Annotated in this window: 35 protein-coding genes; 31 read left to right on the forward strand and 4 right to left on the reverse strand. The window is 68.0% G+C overall.

The features are described 5' to 3' along the window. Positions 1-36: 36 nt before the first annotated feature. From rplB to truA, 27 genes are all read left to right on the forward strand, one after another. Positions 37-873, forward strand: coding sequence for a 50S ribosomal protein L2 (gene rplB, locus ACIRJT_RS01970; RefSeq protein WP_003966957.1), 837 nt, complete (start codon positions 37-39; stop codon positions 871-873). Positions 874-885: 12 nt separating this feature from the next. Further along, positions 886-1,167 carry a 30S ribosomal protein S19 gene (gene rpsS, locus ACIRJT_RS01975; protein ID WP_003966956.1) on the forward strand — a complete coding sequence of 94 codons (282 nt, stop codon included), beginning with the start codon at positions 886-888 and terminating at the stop codon, positions 1,165-1,167. A 42-nt stretch (positions 1,168-1,209) separates the two neighbouring features. Then, complete coding sequence (rplV, locus tag ACIRJT_RS01980) at positions 1,210-1,557, forward strand: 50S ribosomal protein L22 (protein ID WP_026290933.1); 348 nt, start codon at positions 1,210-1,212, stop codon at positions 1,555-1,557. Continuing rightward, positions 1,557-2,393 (forward strand): 30S ribosomal protein S3, encoded by an 837-nt coding sequence (rpsC, locus tag ACIRJT_RS01985; RefSeq protein ID WP_007446736.1) that lies wholly within the window; start codon positions 1,557-1,559, stop codon positions 2,391-2,393. The genes rplV and rpsC overlap by 1 nt, the downstream gene beginning before the upstream one ends. Before the next feature lie 5 nt (positions 2,394-2,398). Beyond that, the gene (rplP, locus tag ACIRJT_RS01990; protein ID WP_003966953.1) at positions 2,399-2,818 is read left to right on the forward strand and encodes a 50S ribosomal protein L16; all 420 of its coding nucleotides are present in this window, start codon (positions 2,399-2,401) and stop codon (positions 2,816-2,818) included. After that, positions 2,818-3,042, forward strand: coding sequence for a 50S ribosomal protein L29 (gene rpmC, locus ACIRJT_RS01995; protein ID WP_003966952.1), 225 nt, complete (start codon positions 2,818-2,820; stop codon positions 3,040-3,042). Before rplP ends, rpmC begins: the two co-directional genes overlap by 1 nt. Continuing rightward, on the forward strand, positions 3,042-3,350 hold the full coding sequence (gene rpsQ / locus ACIRJT_RS02000) for a 30S ribosomal protein S17 (protein WP_403903243.1): 309 nt from the start codon (positions 3,042-3,044) through the stop codon (positions 3,348-3,350). The genes rpmC and rpsQ overlap by 1 nt, the downstream gene beginning before the upstream one ends. A 107-nt stretch (positions 3,351-3,457) precedes the next feature. Then, positions 3,458-3,826, forward strand: coding sequence for a 50S ribosomal protein L14 (rplN, locus tag ACIRJT_RS02005; protein WP_003966950.1), 369 nt, complete (start codon positions 3,458-3,460; stop codon positions 3,824-3,826). 2 nt (positions 3,827-3,828) lie between these two features. After that, complete coding sequence (gene rplX, locus ACIRJT_RS02010) at positions 3,829-4,152, forward strand: 50S ribosomal protein L24 (protein ID WP_018960205.1); 324 nt, start codon at positions 3,829-3,831, stop codon at positions 4,150-4,152. Then, entirely contained in the window at positions 4,152-4,709 is a 558-nt protein-coding gene (gene rplE / locus ACIRJT_RS02015; RefSeq protein ID WP_003966948.1) for a 50S ribosomal protein L5, read from the forward strand. Before rplX ends, rplE begins: the two co-directional genes overlap by 1 nt. 2 nt (positions 4,710-4,711) lie before the next feature. Continuing rightward, on the forward strand, positions 4,712-4,897 hold the full coding sequence (locus ACIRJT_RS02020; RefSeq protein ID WP_003948630.1) for a type Z 30S ribosomal protein S14: 186 nt from the start codon (positions 4,712-4,714) through the stop codon (positions 4,895-4,897). Between the two features lie 224 nt (positions 4,898-5,121). Further along, complete coding sequence (gene rpsH / locus ACIRJT_RS02025) at positions 5,122-5,520, forward strand: 30S ribosomal protein S8 (protein ID WP_007446728.1); 399 nt, start codon at positions 5,122-5,124, stop codon at positions 5,518-5,520. Positions 5,521-5,541: 21 nt separating this feature from the next. Further along, entirely contained in the window at positions 5,542-6,081 is a 540-nt protein-coding gene (rplF, locus tag ACIRJT_RS02030) for a 50S ribosomal protein L6 (protein WP_018960206.1), read from the forward strand. A 2-nt stretch (positions 6,082-6,083) separates the two neighbouring features. After that, positions 6,084-6,467: a 50S ribosomal protein L18 gene (gene rplR, locus ACIRJT_RS02035; RefSeq protein WP_403903247.1), complete on the forward strand. Its 384-nt coding sequence runs from the start codon at positions 6,084-6,086 to the stop codon at positions 6,465-6,467. A gap of 47 nt (positions 6,468-6,514) precedes the next feature. After that, the gene (rpsE, locus tag ACIRJT_RS02040) at positions 6,515-7,120 is read left to right on the forward strand and encodes a 30S ribosomal protein S5 (protein WP_003966944.1); all 606 of its coding nucleotides are present in this window, start codon (positions 6,515-6,517) and stop codon (positions 7,118-7,120) included. Further along, positions 7,120-7,302, forward strand: a complete 183-nt coding sequence (rpmD, locus tag ACIRJT_RS02045; RefSeq protein WP_003966943.1) for a 50S ribosomal protein L30 — start codon at positions 7,120-7,122, stop codon at positions 7,300-7,302. The genes rpsE and rpmD overlap by 1 nt, the downstream gene beginning before the upstream one ends. Before the next feature lies 1 nt (position 7,303). After that, the gene (gene rplO, locus ACIRJT_RS02050; protein WP_003966942.1) at positions 7,304-7,759 is read left to right on the forward strand and encodes a 50S ribosomal protein L15; all 456 of its coding nucleotides are present in this window, start codon (positions 7,304-7,306) and stop codon (positions 7,757-7,759) included. A 380-nt stretch (positions 7,760-8,139) separates the two neighbouring features. Further along, positions 8,140-9,453, forward strand: a complete 1,314-nt coding sequence (gene secY / locus ACIRJT_RS02055) for a preprotein translocase subunit SecY (RefSeq protein WP_403903250.1) — start codon at positions 8,140-8,142, stop codon at positions 9,451-9,453. Then, positions 9,453-10,112: an adenylate kinase gene (locus ACIRJT_RS02060; RefSeq protein WP_403903252.1), complete on the forward strand. Its 660-nt coding sequence runs from the start codon at positions 9,453-9,455 to the stop codon at positions 10,110-10,112. Before secY ends, ACIRJT_RS02060 begins: the two co-directional genes overlap by 1 nt. A gap of 134 nt (positions 10,113-10,246) precedes the next feature. Continuing rightward, the gene (gene map, locus ACIRJT_RS02065; protein ID WP_403903256.1) at positions 10,247-11,083 is read left to right on the forward strand and encodes a type I methionyl aminopeptidase; all 837 of its coding nucleotides are present in this window, start codon (positions 10,247-10,249) and stop codon (positions 11,081-11,083) included. 173 nt (positions 11,084-11,256) lie between these two features. Next, on the forward strand, positions 11,257-11,478 hold the full coding sequence (gene infA / locus ACIRJT_RS02070; protein WP_003956442.1) for a translation initiation factor IF-1: 222 nt from the start codon (positions 11,257-11,259) through the stop codon (positions 11,476-11,478). 59 nt (positions 11,479-11,537) lie between these two features. Beyond that, positions 11,538-11,651, forward strand: a complete 114-nt coding sequence (gene rpmJ / locus ACIRJT_RS02075; RefSeq protein ID WP_003956441.1) for a 50S ribosomal protein L36 — start codon at positions 11,538-11,540, stop codon at positions 11,649-11,651. 194 nt (positions 11,652-11,845) lie between these two features. Beyond that, positions 11,846-12,226 (forward strand): 30S ribosomal protein S13, encoded by a 381-nt coding sequence (gene rpsM / locus ACIRJT_RS02080; RefSeq protein WP_403676659.1) that lies wholly within the window; start codon positions 11,846-11,848, stop codon positions 12,224-12,226. A gap of 104 nt (positions 12,227-12,330) precedes the next feature. Then, positions 12,331-12,735, forward strand: coding sequence for a 30S ribosomal protein S11 (gene rpsK, locus ACIRJT_RS02085; RefSeq protein ID WP_003956432.1), 405 nt, complete (start codon positions 12,331-12,333; stop codon positions 12,733-12,735). A 137-nt stretch (positions 12,736-12,872) separates the two neighbouring features. Next, positions 12,873-13,895 carry a DNA-directed RNA polymerase subunit alpha gene (locus ACIRJT_RS02090; RefSeq protein WP_003966937.1) on the forward strand — a complete coding sequence of 341 codons (1,023 nt, stop codon included), beginning with the start codon at positions 12,873-12,875 and terminating at the stop codon, positions 13,893-13,895. 219 nt (positions 13,896-14,114) lie between these two features. Then, positions 14,115-14,618, forward strand: coding sequence for a 50S ribosomal protein L17 (gene rplQ, locus ACIRJT_RS02095; RefSeq protein WP_403903258.1), 504 nt, complete (start codon positions 14,115-14,117; stop codon positions 14,616-14,618). A 92-nt stretch (positions 14,619-14,710) separates the two neighbouring features. Then, on the forward strand, positions 14,711-15,565 hold the full coding sequence (truA, locus tag ACIRJT_RS02100; protein WP_403903261.1) for a tRNA pseudouridine(38-40) synthase TruA: 855 nt from the start codon (positions 14,711-14,713) through the stop codon (positions 15,563-15,565). Between the two features lie 12 nt (positions 15,566-15,577). Here truA and ACIRJT_RS02105 read toward each other — a convergent pair whose 3' ends face one another. Both ACIRJT_RS02105 and ACIRJT_RS02110 read right to left on the reverse strand, forming a co-directional pair. Further along, on the reverse strand, positions 15,578-15,958 hold the full coding sequence (locus ACIRJT_RS02105) for a hypothetical protein (RefSeq protein ID WP_403903263.1): 381 nt from the start codon (positions 15,956-15,958) through the stop codon (positions 15,578-15,580). A gap of 176 nt (positions 15,959-16,134) precedes the next feature. Continuing rightward, the gene (locus tag ACIRJT_RS02110; RefSeq protein WP_403903266.1) at positions 16,135-16,983 is read right to left on the reverse strand and encodes a hypothetical protein; all 849 of its coding nucleotides are present in this window, start codon (positions 16,981-16,983) and stop codon (positions 16,135-16,137) included. A gap of 67 nt (positions 16,984-17,050) precedes the next feature. On the opposite strand from ACIRJT_RS02110, the gene ACIRJT_RS02115 reads away from it, so the two are divergent. From ACIRJT_RS02115 to glmM, 4 genes are all read left to right on the forward strand, one after another. After that, positions 17,051-18,670, forward strand: a complete 1,620-nt coding sequence (locus ACIRJT_RS02115; protein ID WP_403903268.1) for an ABC-F family ATP-binding cassette domain-containing protein — start codon at positions 17,051-17,053, stop codon at positions 18,668-18,670. 417 nt (positions 18,671-19,087) lie between these two features. Next, positions 19,088-19,531 (forward strand): 50S ribosomal protein L13, encoded by a 444-nt coding sequence (gene rplM / locus ACIRJT_RS02120; RefSeq protein WP_352240245.1) that lies wholly within the window; start codon positions 19,088-19,090, stop codon positions 19,529-19,531. Positions 19,532-19,575: 44 nt separating this feature from the next. After that, complete coding sequence (gene rpsI / locus ACIRJT_RS02125) at positions 19,576-20,103, forward strand: 30S ribosomal protein S9 (protein ID WP_007453146.1); 528 nt, start codon at positions 19,576-19,578, stop codon at positions 20,101-20,103. A gap of 323 nt (positions 20,104-20,426) precedes the next feature. After that, the gene (gene glmM / locus ACIRJT_RS02130; protein WP_403903273.1) at positions 20,427-21,785 is read left to right on the forward strand and encodes a phosphoglucosamine mutase; all 1,359 of its coding nucleotides are present in this window, start codon (positions 20,427-20,429) and stop codon (positions 21,783-21,785) included. A 157-nt stretch (positions 21,786-21,942) separates the two neighbouring features. Here the strand turns inward: glmM and ACIRJT_RS02135 are convergent, their stop codons facing one another. Further along, positions 21,943-23,046: a PP2C family protein-serine/threonine phosphatase gene (locus ACIRJT_RS02135; RefSeq protein ID WP_403903276.1), complete on the reverse strand. Its 1,104-nt coding sequence runs from the start codon at positions 23,044-23,046 to the stop codon at positions 21,943-21,945. Between the two features lie 63 nt (positions 23,047-23,109). After that, positions 23,110-24,075, reverse strand: a complete 966-nt coding sequence (locus tag ACIRJT_RS02140) for a DUF389 domain-containing protein (protein ID WP_403903279.1) — start codon at positions 24,073-24,075, stop codon at positions 23,110-23,112. Between the last annotated feature and the right edge of the window lie 4 nt (positions 24,076-24,079).

Raw genomic sequence — 24,079 nt, forward strand, 5'->3', positions numbered from 1 at the left:
AGGTCGAGTCGTCCGGAATCGGACGAGGACTGAGAAATGGGTATCCGCAAGTACAAGCCGACGACCCCGGGCCGTCGTGGCTCCAGCGTCGCCGACTTTGTCGAGATCACGCGGTCCACGCCGGAGAAGTCGCTGGTCCGCCCTCTGCACAGCAAGGGCGGCCGTAACAACGCCGGTCGTGTGACCGTTCGCCACCAGGGTGGTGGCCACAAGCGCGCCTACCGCGTGATCGACTTCCGTCGTCACGACAAGGACGGCGTGCCGGCCAAGGTCGCGCACATCGAGTACGACCCGAACCGCACCGCGCGCATCGCGCTGCTGCACTACGCGGACGGCGAGAAGCGTTACATCGTCGCTCCCCGTGGCCTGTCGCAGGGTGACCGTGTCGAGAACGGTCCGACCGCCGACATCAAGCCCGGCAACAACCTGGCGCTGCGCAACATCCCGGTCGGTACGACCATCCACGCCATCGAGCTGCGGCCCGGCGGCGGCGCGAAGTTCGCCCGTTCCGCGGGTGCCTCCGTGCAGCTGCTGGCGAAGGAGGGCACCATGGCCCACCTTCGTATGCCGTCGGGTGAGATCCGCCTGGTCGACGCGCGCTGCCGCGCGACGATCGGCGAGGTCGGCAACGCCGAGCAGTCGAACATCAACTGGGGCAAGGCCGGCCGTATGCGCTGGAAGGGCGTTCGCCCGACCGTCCGCGGTGTCGCGATGAACCCGGTTGACCACCCGCACGGTGGTGGTGAAGGCAAGACCTCCGGTGGTCGTCACCCGGTCTCGCCGTGGGGTCAGAAGGAGGGTCGTACTCGTTCTCCCAAGAAGGCGAGCAACAAGTACATCGTCCGCCGCCGCAAGACGAACAAGAAGCGCTAGGAGCGGGTTTAGATGCCGCGCAGTCTCAAGAAGGGGCCCTTCGTCGACGGCCACCTCATCAAGAAGGTGGACGTACAGAACGAGGCAGGCACCAAGAACGTCATCAAGACCTGGTCCCGTCGCTCGATGATCGTCCCGGCCATGCTGGGTCACACCATCGCGGTGCACAACGGCAAGATCCACGTCCCGGTGTTCGTCACCGAGTCGATGGTCGGCCACAAGCTCGGCGAGTTCTCGCCGACTCGCACCTTCCGCGGCCACGTCAAGGACGACCGGAAGTCGAAGCGCCGCTAGCGCGGGGTGGAAACGACTATGACTCACACCGAAGGGACAACCATGGAAGCCAGGGCCCAGGCGCGGTACATCCGCGTCACGCCCATGAAGGCCCGCCGAGTGGTGGACCTCATCCGTGGCATGGATGCCACGGAGGCTCAGGCGGTCCTGCGTTTCGCCCCGCAGGCCGCGAGCGTGCCGGTTGGCAAGGTGCTGGACAGCGCCATTGCCAACGCTGCACACAACTACGACCACCCTGACGCCTCTTCGCTGGTCATCAGCGAGGCGTACGTGGACGAGGGCCCGACCCTGAAGCGGTTCCGTCCGCGTGCTCAGGGCCGTGCCTACCGGATCCGTAAGCGGACCAGCCACATCACCGTGGTCGTCAGCAGCAAGGAAGGAACCCGGTAATGGGCCAGAAGGTAAACCCGCACGGGTTCCGGCTCGGCATCACCACGGACTTCAAGTCCCGCTGGTACGCCGACAAGCTGTACAAGGACTACGTCAAGGAAGACGTCGCCATTCGTCGCATGATGACGAAGGGCATGGAGCGGGCCGGCATCTCGAAGGTCGAGATCGAGCGCACCCGCGACCGCGTCCGCGTTGACATCCACACCGCCCGCCCGGGCATCGTCATCGGTCGCCGCGGCGCCGAGGCCGATCGCATCCGCGGCGAGCTGGAGAAGCTGACCGGCAAGCAGGTCCAGCTGAACATCCTCGAGGTCAAGAACCCCGAGGTGGACGCCCAGCTGGTGGCCCAGGCCGTCGCCGAGCAGCTCTCCTCCCGCGTCTCCTTCCGTCGTGCCATGCGCAAGAGCATGCAGAGCTCGATGAAGGCCGGCGCCAAGGGCATCAAGATCCAGTGCGGCGGTCGCCTCGGCGGCGCCGAGATGTCCCGCTCGGAGTTCTACCGCGAGGGCCGTGTGCCCCTGCACACGCTCCGCGCGAACGTCGACTACGGCTTCTTCGAGGCCAAGACGACCTTCGGCCGCATCGGCGTGAAGGTCTGGATCTACAAGGGCGACGTCAAGAACATCGCCGAGGTTCGCGCCGAGAACGCCGCGGCCCGCGCCGGTAACCGTCCGGCTCGTGGCGGCGCTGACCGCCCGGCCGGCCGCGGTGGCCGTGGTGGCGAGCGTGGCGGTCGCGGCCGTAAGCCGCAGCAGTCGCCGGCAGCCGAGGCCCCCAAGGCCGACGCTCCCGCCGCCGCTGCTCCGGCTGCTGAGAGCACCGGAACGGAGGCCTGACCGAAATGCTGATCCCCCGTAGGGTCAAGCACCGCAAGCAGCACCACCCGAAGCGCAGCGGTATGTCCAAGGGTGGCACGCAGGTTGCGTTCGGCGAGTACGGCATCCAGGCGCTGACCCCGGCGTACGTGACGAACCGTCAGATCGAGTCCGCTCGTATCGCGATGACCCGTCACATCAAGCGTGGCGGCAAGGTCTGGATCAACATCTACCCGGACCGTCCCCTGACGAAGAAGCCTGCCGAGACCCGCATGGGTTCCGGTAAGGGTTCTCCCGAGTGGTGGATCGCGAACGTCAAGCCGGGTCGGGTGATGTTCGAGCTGTCCTACCCGAACGAGAAGATTGCTCGTGAGGCGCTCACCCGCGCTGCTCACAAGCTTCCGATGAAGTGCCGGATCGTTCGGCGCGAGGCAGGTGAGTCGTGATGTCGGCCGGTACCAAGGCGTCCGAGCTGCGCGAGCTGGGCGACGAGGAGCTCCTCAACAAGCTCCGCGAAGCCAAGGAAGAGCTGTTCAACCTCCGCTTCCAGGCGGCGACGGGCCAGCTCGAGAACCACGGCCGGCTCAAGTCCGTCCGTAAGGACATCGCCCGGATCTACACCCTGATGCGTGAGCGCGAGCTGGGCATCGAGACGGTGGAGAGCGCCTGATGAGCGAGAAGACTGTGACTGAGACGACTGACAACAAGAGCGGCTCCGCCGTGGGCGACCGCGGTTTCCGCAAGACCCGTGAGGGTCTGGTCGTCAGCGACAAGATGGACAAGACCGTCGTCGTCGCTGTCGAGGACCGCGTGAAGCACGCGCTGTACGGCAAGGTCATCCGCCGTACCAACAAGCTCAAGGCTCACGACGAGCAGAACAGTGCCGGCGTCGGCGACCGCGTCATCATCATGGAGACGCGTCCGCTGTCCGCCTCGAAGCGCTGGCGCATCGTCGAGATCCTCGAGAAGGCCAAGTAATTCCTGAGGGTTTCTCCCCTCAGGTCAGTTCCGCCAGGCTCGGTGGGGTGCCTCTCCCGTAACGGAGAGGCACCCGCCGGGAACCGGCAGACGATCAGGAGATAGACGTGATCCAGCAGGAGTCGCGACTGCGCGTCGCCGACAACACGGGTGCGAAGGAAATTCTCACCATTCGTGTTCTCGGTGGCTCGGGTCGTCGCTACGCGGGTATCGGTGACGTCATCGTCGCCACCGTCAAGGACGCGATCCCCGGTGGCAACGTGAAGAAGGGTGACGTCGTCAAGGCCGTCATCGTTCGCACCGTCAAGGAGCGTCGTCGTCAGGATGGCTCGTACATCCGCTTCGACGAGAACGCCGCCGTCATTCTGAAGAACGACGGCGACCCCCGCGGCACCCGCATCTTCGGCCCGGTGGGCCGGGAGCTGCGCGAGAAGAAGTTCATGAAGATCATCTCGCTCGCGCCGGAGGTGCTGTAAGCATGAAGATCAAGAAGGGCGACCTGGTTCAGGTCATCACCGGTAAGGACAAGGGCAAGCAGGGCAAGGTCATCGTGGCCTACCCCACGCAGGACCGCGTCCTCGTCGAGGGTGTCAACCGGGTCAAGAAGCACACCAAGGCCGGTCAGACGGCTCGCGGTTCGCAGACGGGTGGCATTGTCACCACCGAGGCCCCGATCCACATCAGCAACGTGCAGCTGGTCGTGGAGAAGGACGGCAACAAGGTTGTCACCCGCGTCGGCTACCGCTTTGACGACGAGGGCAACAAGATCCGCGTTGCCAAGCGGACCGGTGAGGACATCTGATGACTGCCACCACTGCGCCGCGTCTCAAGACGCGCTACCGCGAGGAAATCGCCGGCAAGCTGCGTGAGGAGTTCTCGTACGAGAACGTCATGCAGGTTCCCGGTCTGGTCAAGATCGTGGTCAACATGGGTGTGGGCGACGCCGCCCGCGACTCCAAGCTGATCGACGGTGCCGTCAAGGACCTCACCACGATCACCGGCCAGAAGCCGGCCGTCACCAAGGCCCGCAAGTCCATCGCGCAGTTCAAGCTGCGTGAGGGCCAGCCGATCGGCTGCCACGTCACCCTCCGTGGTGACCGGATGTGGGAGTTCCTGGACCGTACGCTGTCGCTCGCGCTTCCGCGTATCCGTGACTTCCGTGGCCTGTCGCCGAAGCAGTTCGACGGCCGTGGCAACTACACCTTCGGTCTCACGGAGCAGGTCATGTTCCACGAGATCGACCAGGACAAGATCGACCGGGTCCGGGGCATGGACATCACCGTGGTCACCACGGCGACCAACGACGACGAGGGTCGTGCCCTCCTTCGTCACCTCGGCTTCCCGTTCAAGGAGAACTGACCGTGGCGAAGAAGGCTCTGATCGCTAAGGCCGCCCGTAAGCCGAAGTTCGGCGTGCGCGGGTACACCCGCTGCCAGCGCTGCGGCCGGCCCCACTCCGTCTACCGCAAGTTCGGCCTGTGCCGCGTGTGCCTTCGTGAGATGGCTCACCGTGGCGAGCTGCCGGGCGTGACCAAGAGCTCCTGGTAACTCCCCTCTGCCCTCGGGCAAAGGGAAGTTCCGGAGACTCTCGGTAAGCATCTGGGTCGGCAGGAGCCCCGCCTTTCATGCCGTAGGCTTGAAGGGTTGGGCGCCTGCCGCCCAAGACCGACTTACTACGCCGTAGGTCCCCGCACCGCACCCGTCCCGCCACTGAGTGGGGAGAGGGATGGCGCATACAGGAAACCCCGGCGAGAGAGGCCGAAGGCCAACTCATGACCATGACTGATCCCATCGCAGACATGCTCACGCGTCTGCGTAACGCGAACTCGGCATATCACGACGATGTCTCGATGCCGCACAGCAAGATCAAGTCGCACATCGCGGAGATCCTCCAGCAGGAGGGCTTCATCACCGGCTGGAAGGTCGAGGACGCCGAGGTCGGCAAGAACCTCGTCCTCGAGCTGAAGTTCGGCCCGAACCGCGAGCGCTCGATCGCCGGCATCAAGCGGATTTCGAAGCCGGGTCTGCGTGTATACGCAAAGTCCACCAACCTGCCGAAGGTTCTCGGCGGCCTGGGCGTGGCGATCATCTCCACGTCCCACGGTCTCCTGACCGGCCAGCAGGCAGGCAAGAAGGGCGTAGGTGGGGAAGTCCTCGCCTACGTCTGGTAGTCGGGAAAGGAAGGAAAGCTCATGTCGCGAATCGGCAAGCTCCCCATCCAGGTTCCCGCCGGTGTGGACGTCACCATCGATGGCCGTACGGTCGCGGTGAAGGGCCCCAAGGGTTCCCTCACGCACACCGTCGCCGCGCCGATCGAGGTCTCCAAGGGTGAGGACGGCGTGCTCAACGTCTCCCGCCCGAACGACGAGCGTCAGAACAAGGCCCTCCACGGCCTGTCCCGCACGCTGGTGGCGAACATGATCACCGGCGTGACCGCGGGTTACTCCAAGGCGCTCGAGATCAGCGGTGTCGGTTACCGCGTCCAGGCGAAGGGCTCCAACCTGGAGTTCGCCCTGGGCTACAGCCACCCGATCCTCATCGAGGCTCCGGATGGCATCACCTTCAAGGTCGAGTCGCCCACGAAGCTCAGCGTCGAGGGCATCGACAAGCAGAAGGTCGGCGAGGTAGCCGCCAACATCCGCAAGCTGCGGAAGCCCGACCCGTACAAGGCCAAGGGCGTCAAGTACGCGGGCGAGGTCATCCGCCGCAAGGTCGGAAAGGCTGGTAAGTAGCCATGGCATACGGTGTGAAGATCGCCAAGGGCGACGCGTACAAGCGTGCCGCCCTCAAGCGCCGCCACATCCGCGTCCGCAAGCACATCTCCGGTTCGCCGGAGCGTCCTCGCTTGGTCGTGACGCGTTCCAACCGCCACATCGTGGCCCAGGTCATCGACGACATCGCGGGCCACACGCTCGCGTCGGCGTCGACCCTGGAAACCTCGATCCGTGGTGGCGAGGGTGACAAGAGCGCCCAGGCCCAGCAGGTCGGCGCCCTGGTCGCCGAGCGTGCCAAGGCCGCAGGCGTCGAGGCCGTCGTGTTCGACCGCGGTGGTAACCAGTACGCCGGGCGGATTGCCGCTCTGGCTGACGCCGCCCGTGAAGCCGGGCTGAAGTTCTAAGCCCCGGTTCCTACGCACAGCGTCCGTAACAGAGAGAGGTAATTCCAATGGCTGGACCCCAGCGCCGCGGAAGCGGTGCCGGTGGCGGCGAGCGGCGGGACCGGAAGGGCCGTGACGGTGGCGCCAGCGCCGCCGAGAAGACCGCGTACGTCGAGCGCGTCGTCGCGATCAACCGCGTCGCCAAGGTTGTGAAGGGTGGTCGTCGCTTCAGCTTCACCGCGCTGGTCGTGGTGGGCGATGGTGACGGCACCGTCGGTGTCGGATACGGCAAGGCCAAGGAAGTTCCCGCGGCCATCGCCAAGGGTGTCGAAGAGGCCAAGAAGAACTTCTTCAAGGTCCCGCGCATCCAGGGCACCATCCCTCACCCGATCACGGGCGAGAAGGCTGCGGGCGTCGTCCTGCTCAAGCCGGCGTCCCCCGGTACCGGCGTTATCGCCGGTGGCCCGGTGCGTGCCGTGCTCGAGTGCGCCGGCGTTCACGACATCCTGTCGAAGTCGCTTGGCTCGTCCAACGCGATCAACATCGTGCACGCGACCGTGGCGGCCCTCCAGGGCCTGCAGCGTCCCGAGGAGATCGCGGCCCGCCGCGGTCTGCCCCTCGAGGACGTCGCCCCCGCGGCTCTGCTTCGTGCACGTGCGGGAGCGGGTGCGTAATGGCTCGCCTCAAGATCACGCAGACGAAGTCGTACATCGGCAGCAAGCAGAACCACCGCGACACCCTGCGTTCGCTCGGGCTCAAGCGCCTGAACGACTCGGTTGTCAAGGAGGACCGCCCCGAGTTCCGCGGAATGGTTCACACCGTCCGCCACCTCGTGACGGTTGAGGAGGTTGACTGACATGGCGGAGAACAGCCCGCTGAAGGCCCACAACCTCCGGCCTGCCCCGGGCGCCAAGACCGCCAAGACCCGTGTGGGTCGTGGTGAGGCGTCCAAGGGTAAGACCGCAGGCCGTGGTACCAAGGGTACGAAGGCTCGTTACCAGGTTCCGGAGCGCTTCGAGGGTGGCCAGATGCCCCTCCACATGCGTCTCCCGAAGCTCAAGGGCTTCAAGAACCCGTTCCGCACGGAGTACCAGGTCGTGAACCTGGACAAGCTCGCGACGCTCTACCCCGAGGGTGGAGAGGTCACGGTGGCCGACCTGGTCGCCAAGGGCGCTGTGCGCAACAACCACCTCGTCAAGGTCCTCGGACAGGGCGAGATCTCCGTGGCACTGCAGGTTTCGGTTGACGCCGTCTCCGGCTCCGCCAAGGAGAAGATCACCGCCGCAGGCGGTACGGTCACCGAGCTCGTCTGAGCCGCGGGACAGAACTGAGCCTGGCCGGCTGCCTCTTCGGAGGTGGCCGGCCGGGCTTCTCTGTGTTTGTGCCGCTGTACGGGAACCGTAAAGGCTCGGGAAAGGTTGAACGGGTGTCCACCGCACCGGCGGTGGGGGAGCGGAGGGGCGTTCACGTCCCAAATGGTGCGGCTTGGCCGGTCTTTCGCGGCGCGGGCCGGGAAGCGGGCCGTGCACCGGTGTGCGGCGTGTGTTTCCTGCTCAGTCCTTGGCCGGGTAGGGTAGCGCCGTTAATCTTTTGTGGCCTCCTTACGATGTAGGGCTGCCTTGTATCCGATCCCATCCAGTCCCATCCAGACCCGTCGCCTCTGACGCATAGCGCGGGGGTCGCAGGAGGCACCGTGTTCACCGCGTTCGCCCGAGCGTTCAAGACGCCCGACCTGCGCAAGAAGCTGCTCTTCACGCTCGGCATCATCGTGATCTATCGGCTCGGGGCGCATGTCCCGGCCCCCGGCGTCGACTACGCGAAGGTGCAGCAGTGCATCGACCAGGCCGACTCGGGTGGCCTCCTCGGTCTGATGCAGATGTTCAGCGGTGGCGCCCTGCTGCAGATCACCATCTTCGCGCTCGGCATCATGCCGTACATCACGGCGAGCATCATTCTCCAGTTGCTGACCGTCGTGATCCCACGCCTGGAAGCCCTGAAGAAGGAGGGGCAGTCCGGCACGGCGAAGATCACGCAGTACACGCGTTATCTGACGGTCGCGCTGGCCATCCTCCAGGGCACCGGCCTGGTCGCCACCGCCCGCAGCGGTGCGCTCTTCCAGAACTGCTCCGTGGGCAGCCAGATCGTGGCGGACAAGTCGATCTTCACCACGGTCATCATGGTCCTCACGATGACCGCCGGTACGGCCGCCGTCATGTGGCTCGGTGAGCTGATCACCGACCGCGGCATCGGCAACGGCATGTCGATCCTGATGTTCATCTCGATCGCCGCCACGTTCCCCGGCGCCCTGTGGGCCATCAAGGAGAGCGGCAAGCTGGCCGACGGCTGGATCGAGTTCGGCACCGTCATCCTCATCGGCTTCGTGATGGTCGGCCTGGTCGTCTTCGTGGAGCAGGCCCAGCGCCGTATTCCGGTGCAGTACGCGAAGCGCATGATCGGGCGCCGGTCCTACGGCGGTACGTCCACGTACATCCCGCTGAAGGTGAACCAGGCGGGTGTGATTCCGGTCATCTTCGCCTCGTCGCTGCTCTACATCCCCGCGCTGATCGTCCAGTTCTCCGGTTCGAGCGGAGGCTGGGCCACCTGGATCCAGGACCACTTCGTGGACGGTACGCACCCGTACTACATCGCGACGTACTTCGTTCTCATCGTGTTCTTCGCCTTCTTCTACGTGGCCATTTCGTTCAACCCCGACGAAGTCGCCGACAACATGAAGAAGTATGGTGGCTTCATCCCGGGTATCCGGGCAGGTCGACCTACTGCCGAGTACCTGAGCTACGTGCTCAACAGGATCACTTGGCCGGGCTCGCTGTATCTGGGCCTGATCGCTCTGGTGCCGACGATGGCGTTGGCAGGCTTCGGCGGCGCTAACCAGAACTTCCCCTTCGGCGGGACGAGCATCCTCATCATCGTGGGTGTGGGTCTGGAGACCGTGAAGCAGATCGAGAGTCAGCTCCAGCAGCGCAATTACGAAGGGTTCCTCCGCTGATGCGAATCGTCCTCGTCGGGCCTCCGGGTGCCGGCAAGGGAACGCAGGCTGCGTACCTTGCTCAGAACCTCTCGATTCCGCACATCTCCACGGGCGATCTCTTCCGCGCCAACATGAGCCAGGGCACCGACCTTGGCAAGCAGGCCCGCGCCTACATCGACGCGGGTCAGCTGGTGCCGGACGAGGTCACCATCGGGATGGCCAAGGACCGCATGGCCCAGTCGGACGCCGCGGGCGGCTTCCTGCTGGACGGCTTCCCGCGGAACGTGGGCCAGGCCGAAGCCCTTGACGTGATGCTCAAGGACGAGGGCGTGAAGCTCGACGCGGTACTCGACCTGGAAGTCCCCGAGGACGAGGTCGTGAAGCGGATCGCGGGTCGCCGCGTCTGCCGCAAGGACAGCGCGCACGTCTTCCACGTGACGTACAGCCCGCCGAAGACCGAGGGCGTCTGCGACGCCTGCGGCGGCGAGCTGTACCAGCGGCACGACGACAGCGAAGAGACGGTCCGCACCCGGCTGGAGGTCTACCACACGCAGACCGAGCCGATCATCGACTACTACCGGGCCCAGGGCCTGGTGGTGACCATCTCCGCGCTGGGCAAGGTCGCGGACGTGACCACCCGCGCCATGGAGGCGCTGAAGGCCTCCGACGAGGGCTGAGCGTCACCCCGCACCACCCGTAGTGCAAGCCGGCCGCGGCGCCTCCCAGGGCGCCGCGGCCGACTGCTTGCGCCCCGTATCGTTGAACACGCCGAGCCGTACCCGTCACCGTCGATGCAGAGAGGCGCCGAGCAATGGTGCAGATCAAGACCCCCGAGCAGATCGCGAAGATGCGCGAGGCGGGCCTGGTGGTCGCTGCCATTCACGCCGCCACCCGTGAGGCGGCCCTTCCGGGAGCCACCACGCACGACCTGGACCAGGTCGCCCGCAAGGTGATCGCCGACCACGGAGCCAAGTCGAACTTCCTCGGCTACGGCGGGTTCCCCGCGACCATCTGCACCTCGGTCAACGAGGTCGTCGTCCACGGCATCCCGGACGAGAAGACGGTCCTGAAGGACGGCGACATCATCTCGATCGACGCCGGCGCGATCGTCGACGGCTGGCACGGCGACGCGGCCTACACGGCCTTCGTGGGCACCGGTCACGCTCCGGAGCTGATCGAGCTCTCCCGGGTGACCGAGGAGTCGATGTGGGCCGGGATCGCCGCGATGAAGGTGAACAACCGCCTCGTCGACATCTCCCGGTCGATCGAGTCCTACATCCGTCGCCAGCCCCGGCCGGCGACCGGGAAGTACGGGATCATCGAGGACTTCGGCGGCCACGGCATCGGCACCGAGATGCACATGGACCCGCACCTGCTGAACTACGTCTCCCGCAAGCGCGGCAAGGGCATCAAGCTGGTCCCGGGCGTCTGCCTGGCGATCGAGCCCATGGTGTCGCTCGGCACGGCGCGCACGGAGACCCTGAGCGACGACTGGACGGTCATCACGACGGACGGCACCTGGTCCTCGCACTGGGAGCACTCCATCGCGCTGACCGAGCAGGGCCCGCTGGTCCTGACCGCTCCGGACTGCGGCAGGGCGAAGCTCGCGGAGTACGGCGTCGAGGCGGCTCCCGACCCTCTCGGGTGATGTGACCCCTCGGGGAGGTCTAAGGATCACCCCGGCTGGGCAAACTTGACGGATTCGTCTTTTGGAGTCCGCTGACGTAGACTGACTCGTCGGCTCTCGTGCATCAGTGTGCCCGCATATCAGCACACCGACAATCAAGAGCCGATCAAGGTAGCCGATTCGAAAGGCGAAGCGTGGCCAAGAAGCAAGGTGCCATCGAGATTGAGGGCACCGTGATCGAGTCCCTCCCGAACGCAATGTTCAAGGTGGAGCTCCAGAACGGTCACAAGGTCCTGGCGCACATCAGCGGCAAGATGCGGATGCACTACATCCGCATCCTCCCGGATGACCGGGTCGTGGTGGAGCTCTCTCCGTACGACCTGACGCGTGGCCGGATCGTCTACCGCTACAAGTAGATCTTGCCGGCACCCCGTTTCGGCGGGTGATGGCACTGACCCGGAGAACCTGACATCCCATGAAGGTCAAGCCGAGCGTCAAGAAGATCTGCGACAAGTGCAAGGTGATCCGCCGTCACGGTCGGGTCATGGTCATCTGCGACAACCTGCGCCACAAGCAGCGCCAGGGCTGACGCACGACCGCCTGCATCTCGCAGTTCTTCGCGCGACGCACGTAACTCGTACATACGCAGAGCCCGTCCAAGCCACGGCTGACGACACCTCCGGCGGGGGCCGGGGACCCGGACGTACCACCGCTCCTCGCGAGCGGTCGGCGGTCGGGAGTGGCACTGCGGAAGACCCCCGATCTAACAACTGGAGCCATTGAATGGCACGCGTTTCAGGTGTTGACATCCCGCGCGAAAAGCGCGTGGAGGTTGCCCTCACCTACGTCTTCGGCATCGGGCGCACCCGGTCCAAGGAGATCCTCGCCTCCACCGGCGTGAACCCGGACTCCCGCGTCCGCGACCTTGCCGAGGAAGACCTCGTCAAGATCCGCGAGTACGTGGACGCCAACCTCCGCACCGAGGGTGACCTCCGCCGTGAGGTCCAGGGCGACATCCGCCGCAAGATCGAGATCGGCTGCTACCAGGGCATTCGTCACCGCCGCGGTCTGCCGGTCCACGGTCAGCGCACCAGCACGAACGCGCGTACCCGCAAGGGCCCGCGTCGCGCCATCGCCGGTAAGAAGAAGCCGGGCAAGAAGTAGTCCTCAGCGGACGCACTGCGGACCTCCGGTTCCCCGGAACCCGCAGCAACCAGCGGTCTTCGCTGTAGGACCGATCACCTCCCCTCTCCATCTGGAGTCAAGACATGCCCCCCAAGGGTCGTCAGGGCGCAGCCAAGAAGGTGCGTCGCAAGGAAAAGAAGAACGTCGCTCACGGCCACGCGCACATCAAGAGCACGTTCAACAACACCATCGTCTCGATCACGGACCCCTCGGGCAACGTGATCTCCTGGGCCTCCGCCGGCCACGTCGGCTTCAAGGGCTCGCGCAAGTCCACCCCCTTCGCCGCGCAGATGGCCGCCGAGTCGGCCGCCCGCCGCGCGCAGGAGCACGGCATGCGCAAGGTCGACGTCTTCGTCAAGGGTCCCGGCTCCGGCCGTGAGACCGCGATCCGCTCCCTCCAGGCCACGGGCCTGGAGGTCGGTTCGATCCAGGACGTCACCCCGACGCCGCACAACGGCTGCCGTCCGCCGAAGCGTCGCCGCGTCTGATGCGTCACGGCCGGTGACGGCCGTGCGTCAGTAGCGTTCGGTCCGGGCGGTACACCTCTTACGGGGCGTACCGCCCGTACCCTTGTTACATCTGTCGGGCATCAAATAGTGGGTGCCCACGACTGAAGGATCACCGCATGCTTATCGCTCAGCGTCCGTCGCTGACCGAAGAGGTCGTCGACGAGTTCCGCTCCCGGTTCGTGATCGAGCCGCTGGAGCCGGGCTTCGGTTACACCCTCGGCAACTCCCTCCGCCGCACCCTCCTCTCCTCGATCCCCGGTGCCGCTGTCACCAGCATCCGGATCGACGGGGTCCTGCACGAGTTCACCACCGTGCCGGGCGTCAAGGAGGACGTGACCGACCTCATCCTCAACATCAAGCAGCTGGTCGTCTCCTCGGAGCACGACGAGCCCGTCGTGATGTACCTGCGCAAGCAGGGCCCGGGTCTGGTCACCGCCGCCGACATCGCGCCCCCGGCCGGTGTCGAGGTGCACAACCCCGACCTCGTTCTCGCCACGCTCAACGGCAAGGGCAAGCTGGAGATGGAGCTGACCGTCGAGCGCGGTCGCGGCTACGTCTCCGCCGTCCAGAACAAGCAGGTCGGCCAGGAGATCGGCCGCATCCCGGTCGACTCCATCTACTCGCCGGTGCTCAAGGTCACGTACAAGGTCGAGGCGACCCGTGTCGAGCAGCGCACCGACTTCGACAAGCTGATCGTCGACGTCGAGACCAAGCAGGCCATGCGTCCCCGTGACGCCATGGCGTCGGCCGGTAAGACCCTGGTCGAGCTGTTCGGTCTGGCGCGCGAGCTCAACATCGACGCCGAGGGCATCGACATGGGCCCGTCGCCGACGGACGCGGCGCTCGCCGCCGATCTCGCCCTGCCGATCGAGGAGCTGGAGCTCACCGTTCGGTCGTACAACTGCCTCAAGCGCGAGGGCATCCACTCCGTGGGTGAGCTCGTGGCCCGTTCCGAGGCGGACCTGCTCGACATCCGCAACTTCGGCGCCAAGTCGATCGACGAGGTCAAGGCGAAGCTGGCCGGTATGGGCCTCGCGCTCAAGGACTCGCCTCCCGGCTTCGACCCGACCGCCGCCGCCGACGCCTTCGGCGCCGACGACGACGCGGACGCCGGTTTCGTGGAGACCGAGCAGTACTGATCCGCCTCCCGGCTGGGGGTGCCCGATTTGGAGGTGCCCCCGGGCCGGGAATGAGGCTTTGTCCTCAATCGCCGGACGGGCTTGATTTTGGCTGATGTCCGGCGAACGTCGGACGGGCTCCCAGCCCGAACGGCCGCTATGACTTCCGGGAGGCGTCCGCCTCGCGGGAACTGACACCGGTACCTGATACGGCCGGTGCAGCACACAAGGAGAATCACCATGCCGCGTCCCGCAAAGGGTGCCCGTCTGGGCGGCAGCGCCGCGCACGAGCGTCTGCTCCTCGCCAACCTGGCGAAGTCGCTGTTCGAGCACGGCCGCATCACGACGACCGAGGCCAAGGCCCGTCGCCTGCGTCCGGTCGCCGAGCGCCTCGTCACCAAGGCGAAGAAGGGCGACATCCACAACCGTCGCCTGGTGCTCCAGACGATCACGGACAAGAGCATCGTCCACACGCTCTTCACCGAGATCGCTCCCCGATACGAGAACCGCCCCGGTGGTTACACCCGTATCACCAAGATCGGCAACCGTCGTGGCGACAACGCCCCGATGGCGGTCATCGAGCTGGTCGAGGCGCTGACCGTGGCCCAGCAGGCCACCGGTGAGGCCGAGGCCGCCACGAAGCGTGCGGTCAAGGAAGACGGCCTCAAGAAGGACGAGGCCCCCGCGGCCGAGTCCGTCGAGGACGCCAAGCCGGCCGACGACGCGGAGTCCAAGGACGCCTGAGCGTTCTAGCGACCACACGGGACGGGCCCGCATCACCCTTCGGGGCGGTGCGGGCCCGTTCTGCTGAGCAGGGGAGTCGAAAGGATGACGCGGTGAGTGACGAGGCGGAGCCCGGGTTCGTACGGGTGCGGTTGGACCTGGCCTATGACGGCAAGGACTTCTCCGGCTGGGCGAAGCAGACCAGCCGGCGCACGGTGCAGGGTGAGATCGAGGACGCGCTGCGGACCGTGACCCGCTCCGCCGTGACGTACGACCTGACGGTGGCGGGCCGGACGGACGCCGGGGTGCACGCGCGCGGCCAGGTGGCCCATGTGGACCTGCCGGAGGCGGTCTGGGCCGAGCACGAGGAGAAGCTGCTGCGGCGGCTGGCGGGCCGGCTGCCGCTGGACGTACGGATCTGGCGGGCGGCCCCCGCTCCGGCCGGGTTCAACGCCCGGTTCTCCGCGCTGTGGCGGCGGTACGCGTACCGGGTGGGGGACCGGCCCGGCGGGGTCGATCCGCTGATCCGGGGTCATGTGCTGTGGCACGACCGGCCGTTGGACGTGGACGCGATGAACGAGGCGGCCGCGCTGATGGTGGGCGAGCACGACTTCGCCGCCTATTGCAAGAAGCGGGAGGGCGCGACGACCATCCGTACGCTCCAGGAGCTGAGTTGGGTACGGGATCCGGCATCCGGGGTGCTGACCGCGACCGTGCGGGCGGACGCGTTCTGCCACAACATGGTGCGGGCCCTGATCGGGGCGGCGCTGTTCGTCGGCGACGGGCGACGGCCGGCCGGCTGGCCCGCCGAGGTGCTCGCCGCGAAGGTGCGCGACCCCGGGGTGCACGTGGTGCGGCCGCACGGGCTGACGCTGGAGGAAGTGGCTTACCCGGCCGACGAGTTGCTGGCGGCCCGTGCCGTGGAGGCGCGGAACGTCAGGACGTTGCCGGGGGCGGGATGTTGTTGAGGGCGTACGTGCTCAGCGCCGGCGGCTGCGGCGGGCCTCGTTCCTGAAGTGGCGTACGAAGGCGATGGCGCCCCACAGGATCAGGACGTTGACCAGCGCCCCGGCCCCCTGGAACAAGGGCGCCAGGAGGCTGAACCCGGTCTCCTCCGTGCCGGAGCTGTCACCGAGCAGCAGCACGAGCGGATAGACCACGGCGACCAGCACCAGGATGGTGCCCGGGAAGGACATCAGGGTCGTCGTCGCGTCGAGGGCCGACGGATGACCGGCGATCTCGTCCGCCAGGGCGACGGCCAGGGCCAGGCCGACGTAGCCGGCGGCGAAGCGGCGGGCCGTCCTCCGGGTCGCGGGTGTGCTCCAGTCTCTGGTGTCGGTCGGGGCTGCCGGGTTGCTCATGGGAGTCGTCCTTCGCACGTGTCTCGGCGTGCGGAGGGCTCGCGCCCCCCGGCGGGGGCACGGGCCCTCGCGTGTCCATTATTGAACACGTTCAGCTTCTGTGGGGGCGTGCGGTGTCCGGGAGCCTGGAGTTCTGAACCTCTGGCCCCGTGCGTGGTCCTGCTGGGGCGGCCCGGCTACGAACCGGCCTGCGCCGCCTGCGAGGCCTGGATCTGGCCCCGGCGGTGGATCTGACGGAACGTGAAGTTCGTCAGGTCCCTGTTGACCGCGTAGACGCCCTTGTCGGCCGTCGTGACCCGCTTGCCGTTGAGGAAGCCGCTGACGGTGAAGTAGGCGTAGCGGCCGTAGGAGTTGGCGGTGCGCAGGCAGACCGTGCCGCCCCGGCAGAAGGTGTCGACGCCTCCACCGTTGAGGGAGGCGAGGCCGCCCGAGCTCTGGTCGACGGCCTTCTTCGCGCGGGCCTCGGTCTCGAAGACGGCGATGCCGACCGTGACCGCCACCCCGTCCTTGCGGTAGGTGGCCCGGATCAGCCGGTCGCAGCCGTTGTTCGCGAGGACCTGGCCGAGGGCGCCCTGGGTGCCCGTCGTGCACTTCGTGGTGTCGCTCGTCGCGCCCTTGAGGTGGACGCGGTCGCCCATGGTGAGCCGCTTGCCGGGGAAGAACCCGTCGACGGTGATCGGCGCCCTGTCCTTCTCGGCGCTGGAGATGTAGTCCTTGGGGTCCGGCGGGGGCGGCGGTGCGACCGAGGAGAACGAGGGCGCGGGCGCCGAGGTGTCCTCGGGGAGGTCGGCGGGCGCGGGCAGCCGGCTCGCGTTCTTGTCCGCCTTGCCCGTGCCGCCGCCGTTCGACGTGACCACGGCCGTGGTCACGATCGCGCCTATCGCCACGGTGGCCAGCGCGCCACCACCGATCATCATCAGCTTCTTCCGGCGGGCGCGCGCCGCGGATTCCTCCGCCAGCGCCGCCCAGTCCGGAGTCCCGTCGCCCCCGGGCCCCCAGGAGGCCCCCCCTTGCCCAAAGCTCATGCGCGCAGTTTAGAGGGAGACGTAAACCGGTTGGGACAACCGTTCGCGGACCGTGACAATGCTCTGTATGGGACATCTCGAAGCAGGCCACCTGGAGTACTACCTACCGGACGGGCGGGTGCTGCTCGGCGACGCCTCGTTCCGGGTGGCCGACGGGGCCGTCGTCGCGCTCGTCGGGGCGAACGGCGCCGGCAAGACGACCTTGCTGCGGCTGCTCGCCGGTGAGCTCCAGCCGCACGGCGGCACGGTGTCGGTGAGCGGCGGGCTCGGCGTCATGCCCCAGTTCGTGGGCTCGGTGCGGGACGAGCGGACGGTACGGGACCTGTTGGTCTCCGTGGCCCAGCCTCGGATCAGGGAGGCCGCCAAGGCCGTCGACGCGGCGGAGGAGCGCATTCTCACCGTCGACGACGAGGCCGCGCAGATGGCGTACGCGCAGGCGCTGAGCGACTGGGCGGAGGCGCGGGGCTACGAGGCCGAGACGGTCTGGGACATGTGCACCATGGCCGCGCTGGGCGTCCCGTACGAGAAGGCGCAGTGGCGTGAGGTCCGCACGCTCAGCGGCGGTGAGCAGAAGCGGCTGGTGCTGGAGGCGCTGCTGCGCGGGCCCGACGAGGTCCTGCTGCTGGACGAGCCGGACAACTATCTGGACGTGCCGGGCAAGCGGTGGCTGGAGGGGAAGCTGAAGGAGACCCGTAAGACGGTCCTCTTCGTCTCCCACGACCGGGAGCTGTTGTCCCGTGCCGCCGAGAAGATCGTCAGTGTCGAGCCGAGTCCGGCGGGCAGCGACGTGTGGGTGCACGGCGGCGGCTTCGCCACCTACCACGAAGCGCGCAAGGAGCGCTTCGCCCGGTTCGAGGAGCTGCTGCGGCGCTGGCAGGAGGAGCATGCCCGGCTGAAGGCGCTCGTCCTGCGGATGCGGCAGCAGGCGGCGAACAGCCCCGACATGGCGAACCGCTACCACGCGATGCAGACCCGCTTCAAGAAGTTCGAGGAGGCCGGCCCGCCGCCGGAGCCGCCGCGTGAGCAGGACATCAGGATGCGGCTGCGCGGCGGGCGGACCGGGGTGCGGGCGGTGACCTGCAAGGGCCTGGAGCTGACCGGGCTGATGAAGCCGTTCGACCTGGAGATCTACTACGGGGAGCGGGTCGCGGTCCTCGGCTCCAACGGGTCGGGCAAGTCGCACTTCCTGCGGCTGCTGGCGGGGGAGCCGGTGGCACACACCGGGGAGTGGAAGCTCGGGGCGCGGGTCGTGCCCGGGCACTTCGCCCAGACGCACGCGCATCCGGAGCTGCTCGGCAAGACGCTGGTGGAGATCCTCTGGTCCGAGCACGCCAAGGACCGGGGCGGGGCGATGTCGGTGCTGCGGCGCTACGAGCTGGAGCGGCAGGGGGACCAGCCGTTCGAGAAGCTGTCCGGCGGGCAGCAGGCGCGGTTCCAGATCCTCCTCCTGGAGCTGGCCGGCACGACGGCGCTGCTGCTGGACGAGCCCACGGACAACCTGGACCTGGAGTCTGCGGAGGCGTTGCAGGACGGTCTCGAGGTGTACGACGGCACGGTGATGGCCGTCACGCACGACCGGTGGTTCGCGAAGTCCTTCGACCGGTATCTGGTCTTCGGGTCGGACGGGGTCGTCCGGGAGACGGCTGAGCCGGTGTGGGACGAGCGGAGGGTTCAGCGGGTGCGGTGACCTTGGCGGTCGGCGGGGTGGGGTGAGTCGGGGGCGGGTGCGGGCGCGGGGTGCCGTGCGGCGTCGTTGCGGGGGCGCTGCCCCCGGGCCCCCGCGCCTCAAGCGCCGGCGGGGCTGGGTACGGTCGACTCAAGCGCCGGCGGGGCTGAGGGGTGCGGTCGGGTTGGGACGGGTGCGGTGGGGGGCTGGTTCGGCGGGGTCGTTTTGACCCGTGCGGGGGCTCCCCGGTAGGCTCTCGGTTTGTTATACGTATTGGCTTCGTCGTTCTCACGCGAAGGGCCTTACGTAGGTTCCCTGGAGCAGTTACCAGTGGCTCGCATACGGGCAGCGTCCCCGGCCTTGTGAGCCCCAGCTGCATATCGCTTCAGAGGTGCCGTGTGTCTGGATCCCATCCACTGAAGAAGCGAAGGCTGCGAAGTGCGTACGTACAGCCCCAAGCCCGGCGATGTCACGCGCCAGTGGCACATCATTGACGCTCAGGACATCGTTCTGGGCCGTCTGGCCACCACGGCTGCGAACCTCCTCCGAGGCAAGCACAAGGCGATCTACGCCCCCCACATGGACATGGGCGACTTCGTCATCATCATCAACGCCGACAAGGTTCACCTGTCCGGCAACAAGAAGACCCAGAAGATGGCGTACCGCCACTCCGGCTTCCCGGGCGGTCTCCGTTCGGTGCGCTACGACGAGCTGCTCTCGAAGAACCCCGAGAAGGCCGTCGAGAAGGCCATCAAGGGCATGATCCCCAAGAACACCCTGGGCCGTCAGATGATCTCGAAGCTCAAGGTCTACGCGGGCGACCAGCACCCGCACGCTGCTCAGCAGCCGGTCCCGTTCGAGATCACCCAGGTCGCGCAGTAGTTCCGGCCACCCCCTAAGACATACAGAAAGATCTGAGGAGAATCGTGGCCGAGACCACTGTTGAGACCCCCGTCGAGGGCACCGAGGGCGAGGAGACCTTTGCCGAGGTGACCACCTTCGAGTCCGAGGTCCCCGTCGAGGGTGAGTACACCTCCGAGTCGCTCGCGGGCCGCTTCGGCGACCCGCAGCCCGCGGCCGGCCTTGGCCGTCGCAAGAACGCCATCGCCCGCGTCCGGATCATCCCGGGCACCGGCAAGTGGAAGATCAACGGTCGCACCCTTGAGGACTACTTCCCCAACAAGGTGCACCAGCAGGAAGTCAACGAGCCCTTCAAGGTTCTCGAGCTCGACGGTCGCTACGACGTCGTGGCCCGCATCTCGGGCGGCGGTGTCTCCGGTCAGGCCGGCGCGCTGCGCCTCGGTGTGGCCCGCTCGCTGAACGAGGCGGACGTGGACAACAACCGCGCCACGCTGAAGAAGGCCGGCTTCCTCTCCCGCGACGACCGTGCGGTCGAGCGCAAGAAGGCCGGTCTCAAGAAGGCCCGTAAGGCCCCGCAGTACAGCAAGCGCTAAGCATCGCCTGCTCGACTGCCACGTTCGCCCCGGCGGCACACTCCGTGCCGCTGGGGCGTTCGTTTATCGGCGCCCGCGGGCGTATAACGGCATAAGGCGTTCATCGGACCGGGCGCCTGGCCGGACGGGAAGGGACGGGACCGCGAACCCGGTGAGCGCTGTCGCGCATCGGCAGGTCGGTCGCGCCACGCCGCCCGACGTGCCTCTTCGCGTCTATTCGTCGCTTTCCTTGCGAGCGTTGCTTGCGTTGCTTGCGTTGTTTGGTTGCTCGGTTCGTTTGCTGTGCAGTGGTTTGTGGTTTCGGAGCACTTCGGAGGACACCAGTGGGACGACTCTTCGGTACGGACGGGGTACGCGGTGTCGCCAACGCCGATCTGACGGCCGAGCTCGCGCTCGGCCTCTCGGTCGCGGCGGCGCACGTACTCGCCGAGGCGGGCACCTTCGCGGGCCATCGCCCGACCGCCGTGGTCGGACGTGATCCGCGGGCCTCCGGAGAGTTCCTGGAGGCCGCCGTCGTGGCGGGCCTGGCCAGCGCCGGTGTGGACGTGCTGCGCGTCGGCGTCCTGCCGACGCCCGCCGTGGCGTATCTGACCGGCTCGCTCGGCGCGGACATCGGCGTGATGCTCTCCGCCAGTCACAACGCGATGCCCGACAACGGCGTCAAGTTCTTCGCGCGCGGCGGTCACAAGCTCGCCGACGAGCTGGAGGACCGGATCGAGACGGTCTACGAGCAGCACCGCACGGGTGAGCCGTGGAGCCGCCCGACCGGCGCCGGCGTCGGCCGGGTCACCGACTACACGGAGGGCTTCGACCGGTACGTCGCCCACCTCATCGGCGTCCTGCCCAACCGGCTCGACGGTCTCAAGGTTGTCCTGGACGAGGCGCACGGCGCCGCCGCCCGGGTCTCGCCCGAGGCGTTCGCGCGGGCCGGGGCCGAGGTCGTCACCATCGGGGCGGACCCGGACGGCCTGAACATCAACGACGGCTGCGGCTCCACCCACCTGGAGCTGCTGCGGGCCGCCGTCGTCGAGCACGGGGCCGACCTCGGCATCGCGCACGACGGCGACGCCGACCGCTGCCTCGCCGTGGACGCGGCGGGCGAGGAGGTCGACGGCGACCAGATCCTCGCCGTGCTGGCCCTCGCGATGCGGGACGCCGGTCAGCTCCGCAAGGACACCGTCGTCGGCACCGTGATGTCGAACCTCGGCTTCAAGCTGGCCATGGAGCGCGAGGGCATCCGGCTCGTCCAGACGGCGGTCGGCGACCGGTACGTCCTGGAGTCGATGAAGGCCGAGGGCTTCGCGCTCGGCGGCGAGCAGTCCGGGCACGTCATCGTCCTGGACCACGCCACGACCGGCGACGGCACGCTGACCGGCCTGATGCTGGCGGCCCGCGTCGCCGCCACGGGCCGGAGCCTCGCCGAGCTGGCCGGGGTCATGCAGCGCCTGCCGCAGGTCCTCATCAACGTCCCCGACGTCGACAAGACCCGGGTGAACACCTCCTCCGAGCTGGCCACCGCGGTCGTCGAGGCGGAGCGCGCGCTGGGCGAGACCGGGCGCGTACTGCTGCGCCAGTCGGGCACGGAGCCGCTGGTGCGGGTCATGGTCGAGGCCGCCGACATCGAGCAGGCGCGGGCCGTCGCGGGCCGGCTTGCCGATGTGGTGAAGTCCGCGCTGGGCTGAGCTCCGGCGATCCCGCCCCGCGTGCGGAAGGCCCCCGACGACTACGGGAAACCATGTGGTCGCCGGGGGCCTTCGCGTGCGGGGCCGGGTGGTGGGGTGCGGTGTCGCGTGGCGCGGTGCCGCGTGGCGCGGTGCGGTGGCGCCTGGTGTCGCGTGGTCACGTGCCGGGCAGGGCGGGGCGCGTGACGACGACCATGGCGGCGTCGTCGTTCAGGTGTCCGCCGACGTGGCGCAGCAGGTCGCGCCGGAAGCGGGTGAGGAAGGCGTCGGGGTCGCTCTCGCTCCAGCCGGTGATGCGGTCGGTGAGCGGGTAGAACGCGCCGGTGGCGTCGCGGGCCTCGGTGACGCCGTCCGTGTGCAGCAGCAGGAGGTCTCCCGGCTCGAACGGGAAGCTGTCGACGTGGTACCGGGGGTGCGTCAGTTCGCCCAGGCCCAGCGGGGGCGCGGGGCGACGGACGTCGATCGTCGTCGGCCGGCCGTCGTGCAGGATCACCGGCGGCGGGTGTCCGCAGGAGATCATCCGGACCGGGCCGTCACGGTCGGGGATGTCCATGACGGTGGCGGTGATGAACGTTTCTCCGTAGCGGCTCGTCTCGCCCGGTTCCATCAGGTCCCAGCACACGCTCCGGTCGAGGTAGGTCACCAGCTCGTCCAGGTCGGCCTGGCGGTGGGCGGCGATGCGAAACGCTCCGAGCAGCAGGGCGGCGTCGTTGACCGCGGTCATCCCCTTGCCCTGCACATCGCCGACGATCAGCCGGGTTCCGGAGGTGGTGCGTGCCGCCGCGTACAGGTCCCCGCCGATCCGGGCCTCGGCCTCCGCGGCGAGGTAGAGGGCGGAGGCGCGCAGGGGGCCGAGCTTCCCGGGCAGCGGCGGCAGGACCACACGCTGGGCGACCTCGGACACGTACCGCACCTGTGTCAGCTCCTTCGCGCGACGCTCCCGCAGGACACAGAAGACCACCAGGCTCGTGCCGACCAGGACCAGGGCGATGATCTGTGCCTCGTGGTTGGCCGAGAGCAGATCCTCGGGATCGCGGATGACCCCGATGAGCGTCTGCGCGACGACCGCCAGCGCCGCGACCAGCCCCACGGTCCGGGGCCCGCCGAACGACGGCGTGATCGCCGGGGCCGCGACGAGCAGCGGACCGAGATGGATGTCGGGCGGGGCGAGCACGTCGACCACGGACACCGCGACGATCCACGCGATCGGGATGGCGACCAGCGCCCACCGGGGGCGGGGTCCTGTGCGGCGCTGGGACATGCCTCCTCTCTACACCGACCCCGCACGGTTCGCACCGGCAGGAGGAGGCGGCCCGGCGCACGCTCACGCGCGCACGGAAGCCCCGGGTGTGCTCGCCGAGGGCTTCCGGGCGCGCCGGAACCTCAGCAGAGCCTTCTGGAGCAGCAGCGTCAGCGTGCCCGCGAGGATGATCCCGCCGAGGTTGGCGAGCAGTTGCTGCCCGGAGCCGACGGTCTGCTGGTAGTCGGAGTAGCTGAACGCGACGGCCGCGTTGGCGGCGGCCGGGACGGTCGTCACCGAGATCGCCACCCCGATCAGCGCCCCGGACTTCGCGGAGGTGAGCGAGAGCGTCCCGGCGACGCCCGCGAGGAACGCCACGACGAACGACATCCAGTCCGGGTGCCAGATGAACCCGGTGTTGGGCCGGGGCTTGTCGATCATCCCGCTGTTGAAGAGGCCGAAGGCGTCCATCAGCCAGGCGAAGCCCGCGGTGATCAGCATCGCCAGGGCGAAGCCGCCGACCAGGGCCCACAGCGACCGCGCCACCAGGCGCGGGGCGCGCTGCACCACGGCCGTGGAGATCCCGGCCAGCGGGCCGAACTCCGGGCCGACCGCCATCGCGCCCACGATCAGCACCGCGTTGTCGAGCATCACCCCGCAGGCGGCGAGCATCGTGGCGAGGGCGAGGAAGGAGACGTAGGTGACGGAGAACGTCGACTCCTCGTGCGTCGCCTCCGTCAGCTCCTCCCACAGCACCGCGTCGGCACCGTCGCCGGGGGCCTCCTCCTCCGCCCGGTCGGCGTGGTCGGAGAGCGTCAGCTCCATGTTCTCCATGGTGATCGACCCGGTCCGGTCGATGCCGAGGCGGCGCAGCGCACCGATCAGCTCGTCGCCGGCCTCGCGCGCCACGTCGCACATCACCACGTCGCCGGCGGGGGAGCGGGCGGCGCCCGGCAGGACCACCAGATGGGCGGTGCCGACGGTCGACTCCAGCAGGGCGACGGCCTCGTCCGTGGTGTCGGCGGGCACGATCAGACGCAGGTGCAGCACGTGG

It is taken from the genome of Streptomyces sp. NPDC102283 (assembly GCF_044766265.1).
Taxonomy (GTDB): domain Bacteria; phylum Actinomycetota; class Actinomycetes; order Streptomycetales; family Streptomycetaceae; genus Streptomyces.